This is a genomic window from Streptomyces sp. NPDC054813 (genome assembly GCF_053611365.1).
The window spans coordinates 163,717-186,850 of record NZ_JBSHAF010000004.1 but is presented as its reverse complement, the minus strand read 5'-3'; the positions used below and the strand labels follow the sequence as shown (position 1 = coordinate 186,850).

The window sequence follows — 23,134 nt, the reverse complement described above, 5'->3', positions numbered from 1 at the left end:
CGCCCCCCCACTAACTCCCCCGGGCCCCCCCGACCCCGGGTGAGCACCACAGCCCCCCCGCCGGGCCTACGGCTACCCCCCGGGGCCGTCCCACCCCCCCGCCCGCCCCCCCCCACCGCTGCCTCCTCTGCGGCCCTCTCTGCTGCCTCTTCTGCTGCCCCTCTGCTGTCTTTTCTGCTGCCGTTCGCGACGTCATTGGTCCGACCTCTGATGGTTTACGCCATTCGTGTGCGGTGCCTTGACCGCCCCGAAACCCCCTCTTATGGTCGCGCTTACACATGACGTCCGACGTCTCCTTTTCCCCCACGCTGGAGGCACCGTGCGCGACGAGGCGGCCCACGGCCGCAGGACGTTCCTGAAACACGCCGGTGCACTGGGGGCGGCCGCCTCGCTGACGGCCTGCGGACCCAAGTCGACGATCGACCTCGGCGGCAGCGGCTCCGACCGCACCCTGACGGCCGTCATCGGCTACGGCAACGACGGCAGCTGGGACCCGACCCAGACCGCGTCCGCGTTCGCGATGGCCGCCAACAACCACATCTACGAGGGCCTCGCCGACACCGACCCCATCACCCGCGCCCCCTATCCGGCGCTGGCGACCCGGCTGCCCGCCGACCCGGACGCCACCACCTGGCGGTTCACCCTGCGCCCGGGCGCCACCTTCCACGACGGCAGGCCGGTCACCGCCGACGACGTGGTCTTCGTCTTCGACCGGATCCTCGACCCGGGCACCCAGACCCTCGCCAAGGGCTTCTTCGCGAGCTGGCTGAAGGAGGCCCGCAAGATCGACACCCGGACCGTCGACCTGGTCCTCGGATTTCCCTTCCCGGACGGGATCGCCCGCCTCACCCTCGCCAAGATCATGCCCAGGCACGTGTTCTCCCGGCCCGGCGCCTGGGACGACGCGATCAAGGGACTCGCGGTGGGCACCGGACCGTACCGGCAGACCGGGCACCACCCGAAGTCGAACACCACCTTCGCCGCGTACGACGGCTACAACGGCCCCCGCAAGGCCGCCTTCCGGCGGATGAACTGGCTGACGATCGTCGACGCGGCCTCACGGGTGGCCAGGATCTCCGGGGCCGACGCGGGCGCGCAGATCTCCGACAACATCCCCTACGCCAACATCACCCGCCTCGAACAGGGCGGACTTTCGGTCGGCGGCGGCGCCGGGATGAACAACCTGTTCCTGATGTTCAACACGCGGCACAAACCATTCGACGACGTCCGGGTCCGCCAGGCCCTGCACTACGCCATCGACAAGGCGAAGATCGTCGAGGTCGCCCTCAAGGGCCACGGAAAACCGGCGAGTTCGTTCCTGAACGAGACCAACCCCGCCTACCGCAGGGCGAAGACGGTCTACGACCACGACCCCGACAGGGCGAAGGCGCTCCTCAGGGCGGCCGGCGTCAGCGGGCTCAGAATCAACATCCTCGCCGTCAACGTGAGCTGGCTCGTCGACTGCCTGCCCACCATCAAGTCGTCCTGGGACGCGATCGGCGTCGCCACGACCCTGTCCCCGCAGGAGACCACGGCCGTGTTCACCAAGATGGATCAGAAACAGGACTACCAGGTCGTCGCCGCCGTCTCGAACCCCAACCAGTTCGGCCTCGACGCCGACCTGGTCATGCACTACAACTACGGCCCCGAGAACCTCTGGATGGGCTACGCCCGCTGGTCCGACAACGCTGTCGCGAAACGGCTCTTCAAGGACATGGACGCGGCCACCCGCGAACCGGACCCCGACAAGAAGAAGACGATGATCCAGGACTACGTCGACATCGTCGCGGAACAGGCCGTCCTCTACCCGGTCGTCCACAACGAGCTGATCACCGCCTGGGACCCGCGCAGACTCACCGGCATAAGGGCCCAGCCCTACCCCGGCATCAACGTCCTGACGGCCAAGTGGGCCTGACGGCATGAACGCCGTCCTGCGCATCCTGCTGCGCCGCATCGCCCTGCTGGTGCCGCTGTTGCTCGGCATCGCCCTGTTCGTGTTCCTGGTGATGCGCTTCTCCGACGTCGACCCGGCGTCCGCGTTCTTCCAGGGCGCCAACCCCACCCCGCAACAGCTCCACGACTTCCGCGAACGCAACGGCCTCCTCGACCCCCTGCCCCTGCGATACGTCCACTTCGTCGGCGACCTGTTCCACGGCGACCTCGGCACCAGCGCCCTCACCCGCACCCCGGTCCTCGACCAGGTCGCCACCGCCCTGCCGCTCACCCTCCAGCTGACCTTCCTCGGCCTCGGCATCGCGGTCGTCCTGGCGCTGGCCGGCGGTGTCACGGCGGCCATCCACCGGGACCGCTGGCCGGACCAGGCCATCCGGGTGCTCTCGCTCGTCGGCGTCGCCGCCCCCGCCTTCTGGCTGGCGCTGCTGATGATCCAGTACCTGGCGGTCGACCGGGGCTGGTTCCCGTCCGGCGGCTACATCAACCCGGAGGACTCCGTCACCGGCTGGCTGAAGACCATGGCCCTGCCCGCCCTCGCGCTCTCCCTCCCGGTTGCCGCCCAGCTCACCCGGATCGTCCGCACCTCGGTGGTCGAGGAACTCGACCGGGACTACGTCCGCACGGCGATCGGCAGCGGCCTGCCGCCCCATGTCGTGGTCGGCCGCAACGTCCTGCGCAACGCGCTCGTCAACCCGCTGACCGTGCTCGGCCTGCGGGTCGGCTACCTCCTCGGCGGCGCCGTCGTCATCGAGACGATCTTCGCCCTGCCCGGCATGGGCAAGCTGATGATCGACGCCGTGCAGAACGGCGACCCGGCCGTCGTCCAGGGCGTGGTCCTCACCACCGCGACCGGTTTCGTCGTCGTCAACCTCGTCATCGACGTCCTCTACCTGCTGGTCAACCCCCGTCTGAGGGAGGCGGCATGACGGCGTTCACCCGCGCGGCCCTCACCACCGCCCTGGCCCGTCCCGGCGTACGACTGCGCAGACTGTCCCCGCCGTCCAGGGCGGCCCTCGTCTTCCTGGCCGTGGTCGTCCTGGTGGCGGTGTGCGCGCCGCTGCTCGCCCCCGACGACCCCCTCGCCCAGCAGGCGCCCGCCGACGGCACCGGGCACCCCTCCGCCGGCCACTGGATGGGCCAGGACAGCCTCGGCCGGGACATCCTCAGCCGGCTGATGTACGGCGCCCGCTGGTCCCTCGCGATCGGCCTCGGCGCGACCGGCCTCGCCCTGGTCGCCGGCGCGCTGCTCGGCGCCCTCGCGGCCACCTCCCGCAAAGGCGTCGACGAGACCCTGATGCGCTGCCTGGACGTGGTGATGGCGTTCCCGGGCATCGCCCTGGCCGCGGTCCTGGTCGCCGTCTTCGGTGGCGGCATCACGGTCCTGATCTGCGCGATCGCCTTTCTCTTCACCCCGCCCGTGGCCCGCGTGGTCCGGGCGAACGTCCTCGACCAGTACGGCGAGGACTACGTCACCGCGGAACGCGTGATCGGCGCCCGCACCCCGCACATCGTGCTCCGCCACGTGGCCGTCAACTGCGCCGCCCCCGTCCTGGTCTTCTGCACCGTCCAGGTCGCCGAGGCCATCGTCTTCGAGGCGTCCCTGTCCTTCATCGGCGCGGGCGTGCGGCCCCCGGACCCGTCCTGGGGCAGCGTCATCGCGGACGGCAGGAACATGGTGCTGACGGGCGGCTGGTGGGCGACCCTCTTCCCCGGCCTGCTGATCCTGCTCACCGTCCTCTCCCTGAACATCCTCTCCGAGGGCGTCTCGGACGCGTGGGCGTCACCGGCGGGGAGGGAGGCGGAGCCGACAGCGGCCGACCCGGTGGAGACCGTCGAGCGAGGCGAGGTCCTGGAGCTGCCCGGCCTGACGGAGGCCGGCGAACGACTCCGGGCCCGCGCCCGGCCCCCCGTTTCGGACGGGCAACCGGTACTGGCCGTGCAGCGGCTGGCCATCGGCTTCCCCGACCGCCACCGCGGCGTGAACATCGTCGACGGCATCAGCTTCGAGGTACATCCCGGTGAGGTGCTGGGCCTGGTGGGGGAATCGGGCTGCGGAAAGTCCTTGACGGCCCTGACCATCATGGGCCTGCAGCCGAAGACGGCGCGGGTGACGGGCCGGATCGATTTCTCCCCCGGTGAGGGAACGCGCCCCAAAGGGGCACGGGGCGGTATCGAACATGCGGCTACCGCCGCGCGGGCACGATCAACCCCCACCGGCCCGCAGCCGCCCGTAGACCTGACCACCCCCCACCGCCGCCTCCTCGGCCACGAACTCGCGATGGTCTACCAGGACGCCCTGTCCTCCCTGAACCCCTCCATGACCGTCAACGCCCAGCTCAAGCAGCTGACAAGACGCGGCGGCCACCACACCCCGGCCGAACTGCTCGCCCTCGTCGGCCTGGACCCCAGTGGAACGCTCCGCAGCTACCCCCACGAACTCTCCGGCGGCCAACGCCAGCGCGTCCTGATCGCCATGGCCCTCTCCCGCGACCCCCGCCTGATCATCGCCGACGAACCGACCACCGCCCTCGACGTCACCGTCCAGGCCCAGGTGATGGAACTCCTCCTGCGCCTGCGCGAGGAACTCGGCTTCGCGCTGATCCTCGTCTCCCACGACCTGGCCCTCGTCGCGGACGTCACCGACCGGGTGGTGGTGATGTACGGCGGACAGATCGTCGAGACCGGTGTCACCGCGGAGCTGGTCGCCGCCCCGGCCCACCACTACACCCGCGGCCTGCTCGGCAGCGTGCTGTCGCTGGAGTCCGGGGCCGAGCGGCTGACCCAGATCAGGGGCGTGGTGCCGTCCCCGGCCGACTTCCCGGCGGGCTGCCGCTTCGCGGACCGCTGCCCGGCGGCGAGCGAGGTCTGCCTTACGACGGCACCGGACCTCGTCGGCTCCCGCATCCACACCGTGGCCTGTCACCACCCGGCCGTCGACCTGGCGAGCACGGAGGCGGTGACATGAGCGCGGTGGAGCTGGCCGGCGTCCACGTGGTCCACCGGGCCCGCGGCGGCGGCGTCTTCGGCCGGGACCGGGTGTACGCGCTGACCGGCGCCGACCTCACCGTGGCGCCCGGCGAGACGGTCGGCGTGGTCGGCGAGTCGGGGTGCGGGAAGTCGACGCTGGCCAAGGTGCTGGTCGGCATCCAGCGACCGACCGCGGGCACGGTCACCTTCCACGGCCGCGACCTGTGGGCGATGCCGGGGGCCGAACGCCGGTCGACCGTCGGCGCCGGCACCGGCATGATCTTCCAGGACCCGTCGACGGCCCTCAACCGCCGGCTGCCGGTACGCCGTATCCTCCGCGACCCGCTGGACGTCCACGAGCGCGGCACCTGGGCCGAACGGGAGGACCGGGTGAGGGAGTTGATGGGCCTGGTCGGTCTGCCCCGGGCCCTTTCAGATGCCCTGCCCGGCCAGCTCTCCGGCGGACAGCGGCAGCGGGTGGCGATCGCCCGGGCACTGGCCCTGGACCCCGACCTGGTGGTGGCGGACGAACCGACCAGCGCGCTGGACGTCTCGGTCCGCGCCCAGATCCTCAACCTCCTCCTCGACCTGCGCGAGCGGCTCGGCCTGGCCATGGTCTTCGTCTCCCACGACATCCAGACGGTACGGCGGATGAGCGACCGGGTGATCACCATGTACCTGGGCCGGATCGTCGAGGAGACCCCGGCCGCCGAGGTCACCGGGCACGCCCGGCACCCGTACACCAGGGCCCTGTTCTCGGCCACCCCCGGCCTGCTCCGCCCGATCGACCCCATCCCGCTCACCGGTCCGGTCCCCTCGGCCACCCGCCCGCCGTCCGGCTGCCCGTTCCGCACCCGCTGCTGGAAGGCGGACGACGAGTGTGCCGTCCGCATGCCTGACTTCACGGCCGCGTCACGCACCGCTCACCGCTACCGCTGTCACCATCCACTGGAGGAGGACCAGCCGAGCCACAGCCTGCCCAGGGAGCCCTGATGACCCTGCCCACCCCGCTGACCGGTGTCGTACCGCCCGTCTGCACCCCCCTGACCCCGGACCGCGAGGTGGACGTCCCGTCCCTGCGCAGGCTCGTCGACCATCTGGCGGCGGCCGGGGTGGACGGCCTGTTCGTGCTGGGCTCGACATCGGAGGTGGCGTACCTGACGGACCGGCAGCGCAGGCTGGTCACGGAGACCGTGGTGACGCATGCGGCCGGGCGGCTCCCGGTGCTGGCGGGCGTGATCGACATGACCACCCCCCGGGTCCTGGACCACGTCGAGTCCGTCACCTCCGCCGGCGCGGACGCGATCGTCGTCACCGCGCCCTTCTACACTCGCACCCACCCCGCCGAGATCGCCCGCCACTTCCGGCTGGTCGCCGACGGCTCGCCCGTCCCGGTGATCGCCTACGACATCCCGTCCGCCGTCCACACCAAGCTCCCCGCCGACCTGGTGCTGGAACTGGCCGCCGACGGGGTGCTGGCCGGGCTGAAGGACTCCAGCGGCGATCTGGCGGGCTTCCGCGAGGTCGTCACCGGCAGCCGGAGCCTGCCCCGCTTCAGCGCGCTGACCGGATCCGAGCTGACCGTCGACTCGGCCCTCGCGCTGGGCGCCGACGGCGCGGTACCGGGGCTCGCCAACGTCGACCCGGACGGCTATGTCCGTCTCCACCGGCTCTGCCGGGCCGGTGACTGGGAGCGGGCGCGGGCCGAACAGGAGCGGCTGTGCGGGCTGTTCGCGATGGTCCGGGTCGGTGACGGGCGCCGGATGGGCGGCAGCTCGGCGGCGCTGGGCGCGTTCAAGGCGGCACTGCATCTGCGCGGGGTCATCGCGTCCCCGGTCACCGCGGAGCCGCAGGTGCAGCTGTCGGAGGCGGAGATCGAGTGCGTGGGCAAGCACCTCGCGGCGGCGGGGCTGATGTGAGCCGGCGCCGCGGCAGCCGCGGACGGACGACTGTCACCGCGCGAACGGCAGGCGGCACCGGAACCCGTGCTCGGGCGGCCGTCCGGGACAGACTCCGGCCGAGTCTAGGCACGCAGCGCCACCTCGGTGATGCGAAGCGTGAAATTCCCGGGGGCGGGGGAGCCAGGTGAGGTGAACGCGAAGAACCTCCCCGTCGGCTCCTGCGCCGTCGACTCCCGTACCGGACGGCTGGGCATCGTCATGGGGCACGAAGGCCCCTATGTGCAGCTGAGGCCGTACGGGGGAGGGCGTGAGTGGGACGCCCACCCGGACGCCGTACGGATCGCGACCCAGGCCGAACGGCTCAGCGCGGCCACCGCCCACGCCAACGCCCGCAGCCGCGGCGAGGTGCCTTGAAGGTTCGGGTCCGGACCGGTCCCCTGCCACGGCAGGGCAGAATGGGCCCATGAGCCTGTTCCGCGACGACGGCATCGTGCTGCGCACCCAGAAGCTGGGTGAGGCGGACCGGATCATCACGCTGCTCACCCGCGGACACGGCCGGGTGCGGGCCGTCGCTCGGGGGGTGCGGCGGACCAAGTCGAAGTTCGGGGCGCGGCTCGAGCCGTTCTCCCATGTCGACGTGCAGTTCTTCGCGCGGGGGAGCGAGCTGATCGGGCGCGGGCTGCCGCTGTGCACCCAGAGCGAGACCATCGCGCCGTACGGCGGCGGGATCGTCACCGACTACGCCCGGTACACCGCAGGGACGGCCATGCTGGAGACCGCCGAGCGGTTCACGGATCATGAGGGCGAGCCCGCGGTGCAGCAGTACCTGCTGCTGGTGGGGGCGCTCAGGACACTCGCCCGCGGCGAGCACGCACCCCACCTCGTCCTCGACGCCTTCCTGCTGCGCTCCCTCGCCGTCAACGGCTACGCGCCCAGCTTCGACTCCTGCGCCAAGTGCGGGATGCCCGGCCCGAACCGTTTCTTCTCGGTCGCCTCCGGGGGCAGCGTCTGCGTCGACTGCCGGGTGCCCGGCAGCGTCGTACCCTCCCCGCAGACCCTGGTTCTCCTCGGCGCGCTGCTTACGGGAGACTGGGAGACGGCGGACGCGGCCGAGGCACGGCACGTCCGGGAGGGCGGCGGACTGGTGTCCGCCTATCTGCACTGGCACCTGGAGCGGGGGCTGCGCTCGCTCAGGTATGTAGAGAAGAGCTAGAGGGAGACGAGAAGCACATGGTCGTACGCGGGATCCTGGGGGGCCGGCGCCGCGAGTACCGGACGCCGGAGCCACACCCGTCCGGTGCCCGGCCGCCGAAGCTCCCGGGCGAGCTGGTCCCGAACCATGTGGCCATCGTCATGGACGGCAACGGCCGCTGGGCGAAGGAGCGCGGGCTGCCGCGCACCGAGGGGCACAAGGTCGGCGCCGAGCGCGTCCTCGACGTGCTCCAGGGCTCCATCGAGATCGGTGTCCGGAACATCTCCCTCTACGCCTTCTCCACCGAGAACTGGAAGCGCTCGCCCGAAGAGGTCCGCTTCCTGATGAACTTCAACCGCGACTTCATCCGCAGGACCCGCGACCAGCTCGACGAGCTCGGCATCCGGGTGCGCTGGGCGGGCCGGATGCCCCGGCTGTGGAAGTCGGTCGCCAAGGAGCTCCAGGTCGCCCAGGAGCAGACCAAGGGCAACGACCTGCTCACCCTGTACTTCTGCATGAACTACGGCGGCCGGGCCGAGATCGCCGACGCGGTGCAGGCGATCGCCGAGGAGGTCAGGGCGGGCCGGCTCGACCCGTCGAAGGTTTCCGAGAAGACCATCCAGAAGCACATGTACTACGGGGACATGCCGGACGTGGACATGTTCCTGCGCCCCAGCGGCGAGCAGCGCACCTCCAACTTCCTGCTCTGGCAGAGCGCTTACGCCGAGATGGTCTACCAGGACGTCCTGTGGCCCGACTTCGACCGTCGCGACCTGTGGCGCGCGTGCCTCGAATACGCCTCCCGGGACCGCCGGTTCGGCGGCGCCATCCCCAACGAGGAACTGCTGGCCATGGAGGGCAACCAGCCCGGCGACTGACGGCCACCCGCCGTTCACGAGAGCCGTCCAGGATGCGGGAGATCATGCCAGGCCACTCCCCGGTCTCCCGCCTCTGGAACGGTCCCTCATGAAGCGTGTCATCCCTGTCCTCGCCCTGGGCGCCCTGCTCCTCACCGCGCTGCCCGCGCACGCCACGGACAACGGGATCGCCCACCGCGACAGTTACGGCACCAAGGCCGTGTACTCCCCCGGCCAGAACCCGCGCACCTACCAGCACGCGCCCGCCGGGTACACCGCCGTGTTCACCGAGAACGTCTCCCGGCACGGATCCCGCTCGGCCACCGACGGCGAGGACGGCGACACGATCCTCGCGCTCTGGAACCAGGCCGAGGCCGATGGCCAACTCACCGAGCTGGGCAAGGAGTTCGGCCCGGACGTGCAGGCCCTCGAAGCGGCCATGAGCACCATCGGGTACGGCAACCTCAGCGGCCGCGGCAAGGACGAACTCCGCGCCACCGCCGTCCGCCTGGAGAAGCGCCTGCCGGGTCTGTTCTCCTCGATCGCGAAGAACGGCGAGAAGATCGACGTCGTCAGCTCGGGCCAGGGCCGTGCGGTCGACAGCGGTACGGTCTTCGCCACCGCCCTCACCGACGCCGACCCGGCGCTCAAGGCCTCGCTCGGCACCGCCCGGGTCGACAAGGACCTGCTCTACTTCCACAAGTCCGCCGGCGGCGCCGACTACCAGAAGTGGCTGGCGAGCGACGAGCGGCTGGCCTCGACCCTGGAGGCGGTCACCGACCGGCCGGCCTCGCACAAGGCCGCCGCCCGGGTCCTCGGCAAGATCTTCAAGCGTGCGTTCGTGCAGCGCGTCGTCGACGGCGAGTTCTCCTCCACGGCCTCCGACATCACCGCCGCCCAGGCCGTCTACAACCTCTACGCCATCGCGCCCGCGATGAGCGAGGAGAGCCCGAACGGCAAGGGCTGGGACTTCGACCGCTACATCGCCCCGCGCGACGCGGCCTGGTTCGGCTACCTCAGCGACGCCGAGGACTTCTACGAGAAGGGTCCCAGCTTCTCGGACAGCGACATCACCTACAAGATGGCCGGCGTCCTCCTCGACGACCTCTTCAAGCAGGCCGAGGCCAAGCGGGACGGCACCAGCACGCTGGGCGCCGAACTCCGCTTCACCCACGCCGAGGAGATCATCCCGCTGGCCGCGCTGATGCGGCTGCCGGGCAGCGAGAAGGCCGCGACGCCGGGCCGGACGTACACCTACGCCGACAACCCCTGGCGCGGCGCCGAGGTCGCCTCCCTGGCCTCCAACATCCAGTGGGACGTCTTCCGGAAGGGCGACGACTACCTGGTGCGGATGCTCTACAACGAGAAAGAGGTCGCCTTCAAGCAGGGCTGCCACCCGATCAGGAAGAACAGCAAGTTCTACGACCTGGACGAACTGGAGCGCTGCTTCGGGAGGAGCTGACCGGGGGTTGGGGCAGGGGTGGGACGCTCACCGGCGCTGGCCGGGTGCCGCTGCGCCCACCCGTGCCGCCTGGGGGCACCTCCCAGGCCCTTAAGGGCACTGGGGGAGGCACGCCTGCCCGCAGCTATGTGGCTGACGCGACTGCAGCGCCCCGTACGGGGCGCGGGGCTGTATCAATTTGCGACTCCGCCGCGTGGGCGCGAGCAACCCCCACCGGGCCGCGCCCGGACAACCGGCTCACCCCGCGGCGCACCCCGCGCAGTCCGCACACGTACCGAAGATCTCCACGGTGTGCGCCACATTCACGTACCCGTGCTCCGCCGCGATCGCCTCCGCCCACTTCTCCACCGCGGGGCCCTCCACCTCCACCGCCTTGCCGCACACGCGGCAGACCAGGTGGTGGTGGTGCTCGCCCGTGGAGCAGCGGCGGTACACCGACTCGCCCTCGGACGTGCGCAGGACGTCCACCTCGCCGGCGTCGGCGAGGTTCTGGAGGGTGCGGTACACCGTGGTGAGGCCCACCGAGTCGCCCTTGTGCTTGAGCATGTCGTGCAGTTCCTGCGCGCTGCGGAACTCGTCGACCTCGTCCAGGGCCGCCGCCACGGCTGCCCGCTGACGGGTCGAGCGGCCCTTCACGGGCGGTCCAGCGGTCGTCACCGGTTGCCTCCTCACATCACTGCTTCTGCCGGGCCATTGTGCCAGCCCGGAGTGTGCGCGGTCAGACGCCGACCTCGTCGGCGGCCTGCCGACCGGCCGGAATCGCGCACTCCGCCGGATCCCCGGCGGGCCGCCGCGCGGCCGCCGCACGGGCGCGTCGCCGGGCCAGCGGCGCGGCCAGCAGGCTCAGCACGATGAACGCGGCGATCGTCAGCAGCACGATCGTCGCCCCCGGCGGAACGTACTGGTAGTACGACGTGATCGTGCCCCCGATCGTCACCGTCACCCCGATCGCGACGGCGATCGCGAACGTGGCCGCGAAGCTCCGGCTCAGCTGCTGGGCCGCGGCCACCGGGACCACCATCAGGGCCGACACCAGCAGCAGCCCCACCACGCGCATCGCGACCGTGACCGTGACCGCCGCCGTGATCGCCGTCAGCAGGTTCAGTGCCCGCACCGGCAGGCCCGTCACCCGCGCGAACTCCTCGTCCTGGCTCACCGCGAACAGCTGCCGGCGCAGACCGAGGGTGACCAGGAGGACGAAGGCGGCGAGCACGCAGATCGCGGTCACGTCCGACTCGGACACCGTCGACAGCGAGCCGAAGAGATACGACATCAGGTTGGCGTTGGAGCCGCCCGGCGCGAGGTTGATCAGCATCACCCCGCCGGCCATCCCGCCGTAGAAGAGCATCGCGAGGGCGATGTCGCCGCGGGTCCTGCCGTACCAGCGGATCAGCTCCATCAGGATCGCGCCGAGGACGGAGACGGCCGTGGCCATCCACACCGGAGAGGTGGAGAGCAGGAAGCCCAGGCCGACGCCCGTCATCGCCACATGCCCGATGCCGTCGCCCATCAGGGCCTGGCGGCGCTGGACCAGGTAGATGCCGACGGCGGGCGCGGTGATGCCGACCAGGACGGCGGCGAGCAGGGCCCGCTGCATGAAGGCGTAGTTCAGGAAGTCCATCAGCTCAGCAGTCCCGTGCGGATCGGCGCGTGCTCGTGGGGGTGGACGTGGTCGTGGCCGGGGAGGGCGTGCTGGCCCACGGCCCGCGGGGGCGGCCCGTCGTGCAGGACGCAGCCGTCGCGCAGCACGACCGCGCGGTCGATCAGCGGCTCCAGCGGGCCCAGTTCGTGCAGGACCAGCAGGACCGTGGTGCCCTGCTCGACCTGCTCGCGCAGGGTCCGCGCGAGGATCTCCTGGCTGGCCAGGTCGACGCCCGCCATCGGCTCGTCCATGATCAGCAGTTCGGGCCGGGCCACCAGGGCGCGGGCGATCAGCACCCGCTGGTGCTGGCCGCCGGAGAGCGCCTCGACGTTGTCCTTGGCCCGGTCGGCCATCCCGACCAGGCCGAGCGCGTCCCGTACGGCCTGGTGGTCGGCCTTGCGGAAGAGGCCGAAGCGGGTGCGGGAGAGGAGGCCGGCGGAGACGACCTCGGTGACGGTGGCGGGGACACCGCCCGCGGCGGTGGTGCGCTGCGGGACGTAGCCGACCCGGGACCAGTCGCGGAAGGTGCCGCGCGGGGTGCCGAACAGCGTGATCTCGCCGCCGCTGGCCGGTACCTGGCCGATGATCGTGCGGATCGCGGTCGACTTGCCGGAGCCGTTCGCGCCGAGCAGCGCGACGACCTCACCGCGGTGCACGCTGAGGTCGATGCCGCGCAGCACGGGGCGCGAGCCCAGCTCGGCGGTGACCCCGCGCAGGGATATGACGGGCTCGCCGGTCATCTTCTCTCCACTCACTTGGCGCCCAGGGCCGTGCGGAGGGCCTTGAGGTTGGCTTCCTGGACCGCGAAATAGTCCTTGCCGCGGGACTTGCCGGTGATGCCCTCGATCGGGTCGAGGACGTCCGTCTTCAGTCCGGCGTCGGCGGCGATGGTCCTGGCGGTCTTGTCGCTGACGAGCGTCTCGTAGAACACGGTGCTGACGCCGTCGGCCTTGGCCATGGTCTCCAGGTCCTTCACGCGGGCCGCGCTCGGCTCCGACTCGGGGTCGAGGCCGTTGATGGCCTCCTCGGTCAGGCCGTAGCGCTCGGCGAGGTAGCCGAAGGCCGCGTGGGTGGTGATGAAGACCTTGGTCCTCGTGTTCGCCAGGCCGTCCTTGAACTGGGTGTTCAGGGCGTCCAGCTTCTTGACCAGGGCCGCGGTGTTCTTCCGGTAGTCGGCCGCGTGGTCCGGGTCGGCCTTCTCGAAGGCCTTGCCGACCCCTTCGGCGACCTGGGCGTAGCGCACCGGGTCCAGCCAGATGTGCGGGTCGAGGCCGGACAGCTCCTCGTTCTTCGAGGTGTCGTGCGAGGCCGCGTGGCCGCCGACCTCGTTGCCGTGCTGCTCCAGCGTGGTCAGGGAGGCCGCGTCGATCTTCGTCTGCACCGAGGACTGGGCGACGGCGTCGTCGACGGAGGGCTGGAGGTTCTTCAGGTAGAGGACCGCGTCGGACTTCTCGATCCCGATGATCTGTTTGGGGCTGATCTCCAGGTCGTGCGGTTCCTGGCCGGGCGATGTGAGACTGGTGACGTGGACGTGGTTCCCGCCGATCCGGTCGGCGAGGAAGGCCATCGGGTAGAACGACGCGACGACGTCGAACTTGCCGGTCTGGGCCGCCGTGGCGTCACCTCCGCAGGCGGTGAGGGTCGCTATGCCGAGTGCGGTGACGGCGGCCGCGGCGGCCGCGGGTATGAGGCGGCGTCGTACGTTCATGAGAGTCATTTTCAACAAATATGGAAACCGTTGTCAACAACGACCGGTAAGACGTCGGTAAGCCCTGGCCGGTCTGTCCGTCATGGGGGACCGATTTGGTCGAGGGGGAGCCCCCGCCGGTAACCTGAAGCATTCGCTCTGAAGCATCTCGCTTCGTCGCCCGTCGTCGTAATGAAGAGAGCACCGTGGCCGCCGACAAGATCGACACCATCGTCAGCCTGAGCAAGCGCCGTGGCTTCGTATTCCCCTGCAGTGAGATCTACGGCGGCCAGAAGGCCGCCTGGGACTACGGGCCGCTCGGTGTCGAGCTCAAGGAGAACCTGAAGCGCCAGTGGTGGCGCTACATGGTGACGTCGCGCGAGGACGTGGTCGGTCTCGACTCGTCCGTCATCCTGGCCCCGGAGGTCTGGGTGGCCTCCGGTCACGTCGCCACCTTCACGGACCCGCTGACCGAGTGCACCGCCTGCCACAAGCGGTTCCGCGCCGACCATCTGGAAGAGGCCTACGAGGCCAAGCACGGCCGCCTCCCGGAGAACGGTCTGGCGGACGTGAACTGCCCGAACTGCGGCAACAAGGGCCAGTTCACCGAGCCCAAGCAGTTCTCGGGTCTGCTGTCGACGCATCTCGGCCCGACCCAGGACAGCGGCTCGGTCGCCTACCTGCGCCCCGAGACCGCGCAGGGCATCTTCACCAACTTCGCCCAGGTGCAGACCACCTCGCGCCGCAAGCCGCCGTTCGGCATCGCGCAGATGGGCAAGTCCTTCCGCAACGAGATCACGCCCGGCAACTTCATCTTCCGCACCCGCGAGTTCGAGCAGATGGAGATGGAGTTCTTCGTCAAGCCGGGCGAGGACGAGAAGTGGCAGGAGTACTGGATGGAGCAGCGCTGGAACTGGTACACCGGCCTGGGCCTGCGCGAGGAGAACATGCGGTGGTACGACCACCCGAAGGAGAAGCTCTCCCACTACTCCAAGCGCACCGCCGACATCGAGTACCGCTTCCAGTTCGGCGGCAACGAGTGGGGTGAGCTGGAGGGCGTCGCCAACCGCACCGACTACGACCTGAACGCCCACTCCAAGGCCTCCGGCCAGGACCTCTCCTACTTCGACCAGGAGGCCGGGGAGCGCTGGACGCCGTACGTCATCGAGCCGGCGGCCGGTGTCGGCCGTGCGATGCTCGCGTTCCTCCTTGACGCGTACGTCGAGGACGAGGCGCCGAACGCCAAGGGCAAGCTGGAGAAGCGCACGGTGCTGCGCCTGGACCACCGCCTGGCGCCGGTCAAGGTCGCGGTCCTTCCGCTGTCCCGCAACCCCGAGCTGTCCCCGAAGGCCAAGGGGCTGGCCGCCGCCCTGCGGCAGAACTGGAACATCGAGTTCGACGACGCCGGTGCCATCGGCCGCCGCTACCGCCGTCAGGACGAGATCGGTACGCCGTACTGCGTGACCGTCGACTTCGACACGCTCGAGGACAACGCGGTGACGGTCCGGGAGCGTGACTCGATGAAGCAGGAGCGGATCTCGCTGGACCAGATCGAGGGTTACCTCGCCGGGCGCCTGCTGGGCTGCTAGGTCCGGGGCCCTTACGCCTTTGCGCCCACCCGCCACCCGACTCTGTCGGCCGGCGGGTGGGCGTTTCTGACTCGGCCGGTTCGGTGGGGTCAGCGGTGCTGCAGTGCCTTCACGTTGTCGCCGAAGGTCCAGTTCTTCGAGCCGTCCCAGTTGAGAGACCAGGTCATCAGGCCCTTGAGAGACGTGCCGTAGTGGTTCCAGGCCTGGGCGACCAGGCTCGGTGACATGTAGCCGCCACCCGCTCCCGACTGCGCGGGCAGCCCCGGGACCTGCTTGTCGTACGGCACCTTGATCGTCGTACCCTGCACGACCAGGCCCTTGTTGAGGCAGTCGGTCTGGGCGGTGAAGCCGGCCACCGTGCCCGCCGAGTAGGAGTCGCCGGCGCAGCCGTACATGCTGCCGTTGTAGTACTGCATGTTGAGCCACCACAGCCGGCCGTTGTCGGCGTACTTCTTGACGATCGGCAGATAGGCGCCCCAGATCGAGCCGTAGGTGATGCTGCCGCCGGTGACGTAGGCCGTCTCAGGGGCCATCGTCAGGCCGAAGCCCGCCGGCATCTGGGCGAGGACGCCGTCGATGATGCGGACCAGGTTGGCCTGCGAGGTGGAGAGCTGGGTGATGGATCCGCTGCCCACCAGGCCGGTCTCGATGTCGATGTCGATGCCGTCGAAGTTGTACTTCTTCAGGATCGGGACGATCGTCGCGACGAACCTGTCGGCCACGGCGGACGAGCTCAGGTCGATGCCGGCCGCGGCGCCGCCGATCGACAGCAGGATGGTCTGGCCGGCCGCCTTCGCCGCGCACATCTCCGCGGGCGTCGCCACCTTCACGCCCGCGTCCATGCCGTCCTCCCACAGGGCCGTCCCGTCGGAACGGATCACCGGGAAGGCCGCGTTGATGACGTTGTAGCCGTGCGCGGCGATCCGGGAGTCGGTGATCGGGGTCCAGCCGAAGGGCGGGTGGACGCCGTTGGCGGAGCCGTCCCAGTTCTCCCAGTAGCCCTGCAGGACCTTTCCGGCGGGCCGCGACTTCACCGCGCAGGTGTCGGCGGCGGAGGCGGGCGCGGCGGCGGGGAGCTGGGTGAGCGCGGCGGTCGCCAGGGCGGCGGCGAGCAGGCTGAGGGCGCGGCGGAACATACGGATCCTCCCGGTGGGGGTGCGGCGAGGTGTCGTAGCCATGACAGTGCTCGTGGTCCAGACCTCTCGTCAATAGGTCTGGACCAGAAACGGGCGTACCCGGTGCCGGGCGTGACGGCGGGTGCGGCGACGGGTGTGAAGACAGATGCGGCGACGGGTGCGGCGGCGGGTATGGCGATGGGTATGGAATGACAGATATTGAAATCTGTCAGCTGTCATGCCAAGGTGGAGCCATGACGATGCACACGCGCTCCCTCGGAACCACCGGCCCCCGCGTCTCGGCCCTCGGCCTCGGCTGCATGGGCATGTCCGCCCTCTACGGCGAGGCCGACCGCGCCGAGTCGATCGCCACCGTCCACGCCGCCCTCGACGCGGGCGTGACGCTCCTCGACACCGGCGACTTCTACGCCATGGGCCACAACGAGATGCTGGTCGGCGAGGCCCTGCGCACCGCCCCCGCCGCCCTCCGTGAAAAGGCCCTGACCAGCGTCAAGTTCGGCGCCCTGCGCGACCCGGCCGGCGGCTGGAACGCCTACGACGGCCGCCCGCAGGCCGTGAAGAACTTCGCCGCCTACTCCCTCCAGCGCCTCGGCGTCGACCACATCGACGTCTACCGGATCGCCCGCGTCGACCCGGACGTGCCGATCGAGGAGACGGTCGGCGCGATCGCCGAACTGGTCGAGCAGGGATACGTCCGGCACATCGGCCTCAGCGAGGCCTCCGTGGACAACATCCGCCGGGCCGCCGCCACCGCGCCCATCTCCGACCTCCAGATCGAGTACGCGATCATCACCCGCGACATCGAGCGGGAGATCCTGCCCACCACCCGTGAGCTGGGCATCGGCATCACCGCGTACGGCGTGCTGTCCCGGGGGCTGATCTCCGGCCACTTCACCCGCGACCGGCAGCTCGGCGCGGGCGACTTCCGGGCCTTCTCGCCCCGCTTCCAGGGCGAGAACCTCCGGCACAACCTCGACCTCGTAGAGGCGCTGCGCAAGATCGCCGACGAGAAGGGCGTGACCGTCGCGCAGATCGCCATCGCCTGGGTGCTCTCCCGCGGCGACGACATCGTGCCGCTCGTCGGCGCCCGCACCCGCGAGCGGCTCGCCGAGTCGCTGGGCGCGCTGGACGTCACGCTGGACGCGGCCGACCTGGCGGCGATCGAGGAGGCGGTACCGGCGGACGCGGCGGCGGGCACCCGCTACCCGGCCGCGCAGATGAGCCATCTCGGCACCGAGCACTGACCGCGGCGCCGGGTACCGTCTAGGCCATGGCAGCGACGTCCCCGACCCCGACCCCGGCCCTGACCGCCGAGCGCATCCTGGAGGCCACCGAGGAGGTGCTGCGCCGGCACGGCCCGGCCAAGGCCACCGTGGTGGACGTGGCCCGTGCGCTCGGCGTCAGCCACGGCAGTGTGTACCGGCACTTCCGGACCAAGGCGGCGCTGCGGGAGGCGGTGACCAAGCGGTGGCTGGACCGCACCTCGCGAGTGCTGTCCGTCATCGTGGCCGAGGACCGCGCTCCGGACGTGCGGCTGCGCGACTGGCTGTGGGCGCTCTTCGACGCCAAGCGCCGCAAGGCGGGCGACGATCCGGAGCTGTTCGCCACCTACATGGTGCTGGTCGACGAGAACGGCCCGGCGGTCACCGGGCACATAGACGACCTGACCGGGCAGCTCGCCGAGATCCTCCGGGACGGGGCCGGCACGGGAGCCTTCACCGTGTCCGACCCCGCCGCGGCGGCCCGGGTCGTCTTCCAGGCCACCGGCCGCTTCCACGACCCGGGGTACGCGCGCGAGTGGGTGCGGCCGGAGGCCGAGGCGGACTTCGCCTCGTTGGTGGACCTGTTGCTGCGCGGCCTCAGCTCACCTTGACGGTGACCGTGGGGGAGTGGGTCTTGCCGGCCGCGATCCGCAGATGCTCGGTGCCCTTGGTGTTGATCTTCGCGGTGAGCGCGTAGGCGCTGCCGTTCTTGACCTTGACGCTCGCCCTGAGCGGGATCCACTTGCCGTTGTTCTGGTGCTGGAGCACCAGCGGCGTGCCGATCTTCAGGCCCTGGGTGCGACCGGTGAAGGTCACCGTGTCACCGCCCTTGACCGAGGTCTTGCTCGCCTTGACCGTGATCGAGCCCATGGCGGTCCTGGACGGGCTCGGGTTCGGCTTGGCGCTGCTGGGCGCGGGGCTCGGCTTGGCCTCCGCGGCGAAAGCGCCGGCGGTACCGGCGGACAGCAGCGCCAGCGAGAGGGCGCCGGCGGCGAGGGCCCGGGACACCGGGCGGTGGATGCGGTGCATGGCAGAGCTCCTGTCGACGAGGACGGGGGACTCCTCCAGGCTTGGCCGGGGCGCGCGCGACGGCGACGCGGGAAGGTTCGCAGGCGATGAGGGCGGCCCCATGCTCCGGCAAAGTCCGCAGGTGGCGATATGTGCGCTGACCTCGCGATTCTTACCGGTGATGTCACCCGAATGCAGTAATGGACGGGCTAGGCGGTGACCCGCCAGAAGTCCCGCATCAGCGGGTTCGGGGTCGGGCCCGTCATGGCCACCTGGGTCAGCAGGACCGTGACCGTGCCGGTGGTGGGGACCAGGTGCGCGGTGGTGCCGGTGCCGCCCACCCAGCCGTAGCGGCCGGGGACGTTCCACGGGTCGGCCGGGGTGACGTCGACCTGGCCGCCGTAGCCCCAGCCCTGGCCCTCCAGGAAGAGGGTGGCGCGCTCACGCTGGGCCGCCGTCAGATGGTTGGTGGTCATCCGGCTGACCGAGGTGGCGGACAGGAGCCGGCGGCCGTCCGGGGCGACGCCCGCGTTCAGCAGCAGCCGGGCGAACGCCAGCCAGTCGTCGGCCGTGGAGACCAGGCCCCCGCCGCCCGAGGGGAAGCGCGGCAGGCGGTTGAAGTCGCCGTCCGGGGTGTCCGTCAGGCGCAGGGTGCCGTCCTCGGCGGGGGCGTAGGACGAGGTGAAGCGGTCCCGCTTCGACGCCGGTACATCGAACGCCGTGTCCCGCATGCCCAGCGGCTCGAAGATCCGCTCCGCCAGGAAGGCGGGGAAGGTGCGGCCCGACACCCGGGCGACCAGGATGCCCTGCAGGGCGGACGAGGTGCCGTACAGCCAGGCCTCGCCCGGCTGGTGCAGCATCGGCACCTGGGCGAGCAGCCCCAGCCAGGTGTCCGGGTCCGGCCAGTCCTGGAAGGGACGGCTGTGATCCTGCACCGCGAACAGGGCCTGCGCGGCGGGCAGCGCGAAGTCGTCGGGAAGGCCCCAGCCGGCGCGGAAGCTGAGCAGGTCCTCCACGGTGACCGGGCGGTCGGCGGGCACGACGTCGTCGACGGGGCTCGCGGGCGTGCGGACCACCACCGGCTTCGCCAGCTCCGGGAGCCACTCGGCCACCGGGTCGTCGAGCCCGATCCGGCCCTCGTCCACCAGCATCAGCACCGCCGCCGCGGTGACCGGCTTGGTGATCGACGCGATCCGGAAGATCGACTCCCGGGTCATCGGCGCGGCCCCCTCGGCATCCAGGTCCCCGACGGTCACGACCTCGACGTCGGCACCCCGGGCGACCAGCCCGACGGCCCCGGGAACCGTTCCGCCGTCGAAATGGCGGCGCAGGGTGGCATGGAGCGGTGACACGGTCATCGGTAGTCCTTCCGTCGGGTGCGGTCGGATGTACGACTCCCACCCCGACGGAAACTCATCGGGAGGGCTGGGCTCCCGCGGGGTCCACGGTGGCCTGGTGGGCCTCGGCCAGATGCTCCTCCGCCTTCAGCCAGGGCAGGAACTGCGCGCGCTGCTGCCAGCCGCAGGTGTCACACCTGATCGTGCGCTGGATGCCGGTGCGCTGCACCCGAACCGTGTGTTCCCGCCCGTGCTGGTCCCAGCGGCTGACCTTGCTCGAGTCGATCTGTGACATGACGCCTCCGAGTCGGTGCCCGATCTGTCGTTCGGCACGTGTCGACGGGAGGAGTGTGCAGCACGACCAACATCAACAGGGATTTCTTCACCGTGAGTTGGCCAAGCCGTGTCCGGGCGGCCGGGATTCCGCCGCTGGACAGGCCGTTCCCGGTCCAGATCCAGGCTTCCGGACCAACCCTCCGGCCACGAGCCGGACTTGGTGTACCGGCGGAAACCCTGGACACGGCATTGACCAAGGCTCAAGATGAGAGCGACCTTAGCTGAAGCGGCCACCGGCACGGAGAGGCGATGCTGCCGGATCCTCAACGTTTCCTGGCCGTCTCCGGCCGCCGGATCGCTCGCGCCGAGGGCGCGGCCCAGGTCGTCAGGGAGCTGTGCCTGTCGACCGTCCCGGACCTGGCGGACGGGGTGTTCGTCTACCTCGCCGAGCAACGGCAGGACCCGGACGGCCCGTTGCGCCTGCTCCTCGACGGACCGCCGGCCGAACTCGGCGGCCTGATGGGCGGCGCACCCCCGGCCGTCGCCCCGGTGCCCTCCGACGGCGTGCTGGCCGGGTTCCTGCGGTGCGGCAGAGCGCGCGGCAGAGGTCCGGACGACATCGAGGAGGCCCTGCGTGAGCTGCTCGGGAGCGCTCCCCGTCTCCCGCAGGGGAACAGGGTCCTGCTCGCCCCGCTGCGCGCGCCCGACGCCGTCGTGGGTCTCGCGGTGTTCCTGCGGCGCATGGACCGGGAGGACTTCGTGGCGGACGACATCGCCCTGGCCGACGCGCTGTCGGCACAGGCCGCGCTCGGCGTGAGCGAGGACACCGACGCCCCGCAGGTCCGGCCCGCCGCCCCCAGGGCCCCGGACGAGGACCGGCTGCGCTACGTCGGCGCCGCCACCCGCCGGATCGCCCGCGGCTTCGACACCGACGAGATCGTGCTCGGCCTGTGCCGGGCCGCCGTACCGACGTACTCGGACGCGGCCCTCGTCTATCTGCGCGACCCGCTGCCGGTCGGCGACGAACGCCCGGCCGGCCCCGCCGTGCTGCGGCTGCGCCGCACCGACCGGATCAAGGGCCCCGGCGCCGAGGGCCTGGTCTGGCCGGCGGAGACCATCGACGACGAGCAGGACGCCCTGGACGCGGCCGACTGGAGCGAGGTGGTGCCCGGCGGCGCGCTCGCCGAGGTGCTGCGCGGGGTCCGGCCGGTGTTCGCCGACGACCCGGCGACCCGGGCCGCGCTGAGCGAACTCGTCGGCGAGGACAGCGCGTTGAACGGCTGGGCCGGCACGCACGCGATCCTCGCCCCGCTGCGCGGCCGCCGCCGGGTCACCGGCGCGGTGGTCTTCCTGCGCCGCCCGGAGCGCCCGGCGTTCGAGCCCGCCGACCTCCTGGTCGCCGCCCAGCTGGCCACCCACACCGCACTCGGCGTCGACAAGGCGGTGCTGTACAGCCGCGAGGCCTTCATCGCCGACCGGCTGCAGCGCGCGATGCTGCCGCATTCGCTGCCCCGGCCCACCGGCGTCCGGCTGGCCGTCCGCTATCTCCCCGCCGCCGAGACCGCCCGCGTCGGCGGCGACTGGTACGACGCGATCCCGCTGCCCGGCAGCCGGGTGGCCCTCGTCGTCGGCGACGTCATGGGGCACTCCATGACCTCGGCGGCCGTGATGGGCCAGCTGCGCACCACGGCGCTGACCCTGGCCGGCCTCGACCTGCCGCCGCAGGAGGTGCTCCACCACCTCGACGAGCAGGCCCAGCGGCTGGGCACCGACCGCATGGCGACCTGCCTGTACGTCGTCTACGACCCGGTCTCGCACCGCATCACCGTCGCCAACGCCGGCCATCCGCCGCCGATCCTGCTGCACCCCGGCGGCAAGACGGAGGTCCTCGCGGTGCCGCCGGGCGCCCCGATCGGCGTCGGCGGCATCGACTTCGAGGCGGTGGAGCTGGACGCACCCGCCGGGGCGACCCTGCTCCTGTACACCGACGGCCTGGTCGAGTCCCGGCTGCGCGACGTGTGGACCGGCATCGAGCAGCTGCGCGAAAGGCTCGCCGCCACCGCCCAGTTGACCGGCCCCGACCGGCCGCCCCCGCTGGAGGCGCTGTGCGACGAGGTCCTCGACATGCTCGGGCCCGGCGACCGGGACGACGACATCGCGCTGCTCGCCGCCCGCTTCGACGGCATCGCGCCGAGCGACGTGGCCTACTGGACCCTCGAACCGGAGGACAGCAGCCCCGGCCGGGCCCGCCGGCTCACCCGGCAGGCCCTGGCCGGCTGGGGCCTGGAGGAACTCACCGACACCGCGGAGCTGTTGGTCAGCGAGATCGTCACCAACGCCGTACGGCACGCCTCCCGGCCGATCAGCCTGCGGCTGCTGCGCACCGACGTGCTGCGCTGCGAGGTCGGCGACGACGTGCCGCAACTGCCCAGGCTGCGCCGGGCGTCGCCCGAGGAGGAGCACGGGCGGGGCCTGTTCCTGGTCAACCGGCTGGCCCGGCGCTGGGGCACCACCCGGCTGGGCACCGGCAAGATCGTCTGGTTCGAACTGGCCGGCACCGGAGCCTGAGCGCCCCGCAGGGGCGCGGGGAACTGCGCGACCGGCCACGACGGCGCCGCAGCCGAACGACAGGCACCTCACGGCGTCTGCGTCCGGACCGGCCACGGTCGAGGTGCGGTCAGCGCACCGTACGGGGCAGCCGCAGGCTGAGCAGGCCGGTCAGGACCACCAGGCCCAGTTGCACCAGCAGTGTGACCACCAGGGCGTCCCGGGACCGGCTGGAGAAGCTGTACGCGCTGGCCGTCTCCGCCGAGCAGGGCTGAGTACGGGTACTCAGGACAGCGCGCCGCCGTCGGCAGACCATGC

Annotated in this window: 22 protein-coding genes; 13 read left to right on the top strand and 9 right to left on the bottom strand. The window is 71.2% G+C overall.

Features of this window, described 5'->3' with window-relative positions; all coding sequences use genetic code 11:
* The first annotated feature begins 319 nt into the window (after positions 1 to 319).
* The 9 genes from ACWGJB_RS09365 to ACWGJB_RS09325 all read left to right on the top strand — a co-directional run bounded on the left by ACWGJB_RS09365 (position 320) and on the right by ACWGJB_RS09325 (position 10,332).
* Complete coding sequence (locus ACWGJB_RS09365) at positions 320 to 1,915, top strand: ABC transporter substrate-binding protein (RefSeq protein WP_453379604.1); 1,596 nt, start codon at positions 320 to 322, stop codon at positions 1,913 to 1,915.
* Positions 1,916 to 1,919: 4 nt separating this feature from the next.
* Positions 1,920 to 2,879 (top strand): ABC transporter permease, encoded by a 960-nt coding sequence (locus ACWGJB_RS09360; protein ID WP_453379603.1) that lies wholly within the window; start codon positions 1,920 to 1,922, stop codon positions 2,877 to 2,879.
* Positions 2,876 to 4,918, top strand: coding sequence for a dipeptide/oligopeptide/nickel ABC transporter permease/ATP-binding protein (locus ACWGJB_RS09355; protein ID WP_453379602.1), 2,043 nt, complete (start codon positions 2,876 to 2,878; stop codon positions 4,916 to 4,918). Before ACWGJB_RS09360 ends, ACWGJB_RS09355 begins: the two co-directional genes overlap by 4 nt.
* Entirely contained in the window at positions 4,915 to 5,913 is a 999-nt protein-coding gene (locus tag ACWGJB_RS09350) for an oligopeptide/dipeptide ABC transporter ATP-binding protein (protein WP_453379601.1), read from the top strand. The genes ACWGJB_RS09355 and ACWGJB_RS09350 overlap by 4 nt, the downstream gene beginning before the upstream one ends.
* On the top strand, positions 5,913 to 6,839 hold the full coding sequence (locus ACWGJB_RS09345; RefSeq protein ID WP_453379600.1) for a dihydrodipicolinate synthase family protein: 927 nt from the start codon (positions 5,913 to 5,915) through the stop codon (positions 6,837 to 6,839). Before ACWGJB_RS09350 ends, ACWGJB_RS09345 begins: the two co-directional genes overlap by 1 nt.
* Before the next feature lie 171 nt (positions 6,840 to 7,010).
* Positions 7,011 to 7,235, top strand: coding sequence for a hypothetical protein (locus ACWGJB_RS09340; protein WP_453379869.1), 225 nt, complete (start codon positions 7,011 to 7,013; stop codon positions 7,233 to 7,235).
* A gap of 49 nt (positions 7,236 to 7,284) precedes the next feature.
* Positions 7,285 to 8,034 (top strand): DNA repair protein RecO, encoded by a 750-nt coding sequence (gene recO / locus ACWGJB_RS09335; protein ID WP_351691460.1) that lies wholly within the window; start codon positions 7,285 to 7,287, stop codon positions 8,032 to 8,034.
* A 17-nt stretch (positions 8,035 to 8,051) separates the two neighbouring features.
* The gene (locus tag ACWGJB_RS09330) at positions 8,052 to 8,891 is read left to right on the top strand and encodes an isoprenyl transferase (RefSeq protein ID WP_453379599.1); all 840 of its coding nucleotides are present in this window, start codon (positions 8,052 to 8,054) and stop codon (positions 8,889 to 8,891) included.
* A gap of 88 nt (positions 8,892 to 8,979) precedes the next feature.
* Positions 8,980 to 10,332 carry a histidine-type phosphatase gene (locus tag ACWGJB_RS09325; RefSeq protein WP_453379598.1) on the top strand — a complete coding sequence of 451 codons (1,353 nt, stop codon included), beginning with the start codon at positions 8,980 to 8,982 and terminating at the stop codon, positions 10,330 to 10,332.
* Between the two features lie 237 nt (positions 10,333 to 10,569).
* On the opposite strand, the gene ACWGJB_RS09320 is transcribed toward ACWGJB_RS09325, so the two are convergent.
* The 4 genes from ACWGJB_RS09320 to ACWGJB_RS09305 form a co-directional block, all read right to left on the bottom strand.
* The gene (locus ACWGJB_RS09320; RefSeq protein WP_360484170.1) at positions 10,570 to 10,989 is read right to left on the bottom strand and encodes a Fur family transcriptional regulator; all 420 of its coding nucleotides are present in this window, start codon (positions 10,987 to 10,989) and stop codon (positions 10,570 to 10,572) included.
* Positions 10,990 to 11,050: 61 nt separating this feature from the next.
* Complete coding sequence (locus ACWGJB_RS09315) at positions 11,051 to 11,953, bottom strand: metal ABC transporter permease (RefSeq protein ID WP_453379597.1); 903 nt, start codon at positions 11,951 to 11,953, stop codon at positions 11,051 to 11,053.
* Positions 11,953 to 12,714: a metal ABC transporter ATP-binding protein gene (locus ACWGJB_RS09310; RefSeq protein WP_453379596.1), complete on the bottom strand. Its 762-nt coding sequence runs from the start codon at positions 12,712 to 12,714 to the stop codon at positions 11,953 to 11,955. The genes ACWGJB_RS09315 and ACWGJB_RS09310 overlap by 1 nt, the downstream gene beginning before the upstream one ends.
* Before the next feature lie 11 nt (positions 12,715 to 12,725).
* Positions 12,726 to 13,682, bottom strand: coding sequence for a metal ABC transporter substrate-binding protein (locus tag ACWGJB_RS09305; protein ID WP_453379595.1), 957 nt, complete (start codon positions 13,680 to 13,682; stop codon positions 12,726 to 12,728).
* 185 nt (positions 13,683 to 13,867) lie between these two features.
* On the opposite strand from ACWGJB_RS09305, the gene ACWGJB_RS09300 reads away from it, so the two are divergent.
* A complete protein-coding gene (locus tag ACWGJB_RS09300; protein WP_453379594.1) occupies positions 13,868 to 15,250 on the top strand; it encodes a glycine--tRNA ligase in 1,383 nt (460 codons plus the stop codon).
* 89 nt (positions 15,251 to 15,339) lie between these two features.
* Here ACWGJB_RS09300 and ACWGJB_RS09295 read toward each other — a convergent pair whose 3' ends face one another.
* Complete coding sequence (locus ACWGJB_RS09295) at positions 15,340 to 16,386, bottom strand: chitinase (protein ID WP_453379849.1); 1,047 nt, start codon at positions 16,384 to 16,386, stop codon at positions 15,340 to 15,342.
* 233 nt (positions 16,387 to 16,619) lie between these two features.
* On the opposite strand from ACWGJB_RS09295, the gene ACWGJB_RS09290 reads away from it, so the two are divergent.
* The gene (locus ACWGJB_RS09290; RefSeq protein ID WP_453379593.1) at positions 16,620 to 17,630 is read left to right on the top strand and encodes an aldo/keto reductase; all 1,011 of its coding nucleotides are present in this window, start codon (positions 16,620 to 16,622) and stop codon (positions 17,628 to 17,630) included.
* Between the two features lie 26 nt (positions 17,631 to 17,656).
* Positions 17,657 to 18,259, top strand: coding sequence for a TetR family transcriptional regulator (locus tag ACWGJB_RS09285; RefSeq protein WP_453379592.1), 603 nt, complete (start codon positions 17,657 to 17,659; stop codon positions 18,257 to 18,259).
* Here ACWGJB_RS09285 and ACWGJB_RS09280 read toward each other — a convergent pair.
* The 3 genes from ACWGJB_RS09280 to ACWGJB_RS09270 all read right to left on the bottom strand — a co-directional run bounded on the left by ACWGJB_RS09280 (position 18,246) and on the right by ACWGJB_RS09270 (position 20,288).
* On the bottom strand, positions 18,246 to 18,677 hold the full coding sequence (locus ACWGJB_RS09280; RefSeq protein WP_453379591.1) for a hypothetical protein: 432 nt from the start codon (positions 18,675 to 18,677) through the stop codon (positions 18,246 to 18,248). The genes ACWGJB_RS09285 and ACWGJB_RS09280 overlap by 14 nt on opposite strands.
* A 188-nt stretch (positions 18,678 to 18,865) precedes the next feature.
* Positions 18,866 to 20,008, bottom strand: a complete 1,143-nt coding sequence (locus ACWGJB_RS09275; RefSeq protein ID WP_453379848.1) for a serine hydrolase domain-containing protein — start codon at positions 20,006 to 20,008, stop codon at positions 18,866 to 18,868.
* A 61-nt stretch (positions 20,009 to 20,069) separates the two neighbouring features.
* Positions 20,070 to 20,288 carry a hypothetical protein gene (locus ACWGJB_RS09270; RefSeq protein ID WP_453379590.1) on the bottom strand — a complete coding sequence of 73 codons (219 nt, stop codon included), beginning with the start codon at positions 20,286 to 20,288 and terminating at the stop codon, positions 20,070 to 20,072.
* 722 nt (positions 20,289 to 21,010) lie between these two features.
* Between ACWGJB_RS09270 and ACWGJB_RS09265 the strand changes: the two genes are divergently transcribed.
* Positions 21,011 to 22,837, top strand: a complete 1,827-nt coding sequence (locus tag ACWGJB_RS09265; protein ID WP_453379847.1) for an ATP-binding SpoIIE family protein phosphatase — start codon at positions 21,011 to 21,013, stop codon at positions 22,835 to 22,837.
* 109 nt (positions 22,838 to 22,946) lie between these two features.
* Here the strand turns inward: ACWGJB_RS09265 and ACWGJB_RS09260 are convergent, their stop codons facing one another.
* Positions 22,947 to 23,132, bottom strand: a complete 186-nt coding sequence (locus tag ACWGJB_RS09260) for a hypothetical protein (protein ID WP_453379589.1) — start codon at positions 23,130 to 23,132, stop codon at positions 22,947 to 22,949.
* Positions 23,133 to 23,134: the final 2 nt, after the last annotated feature.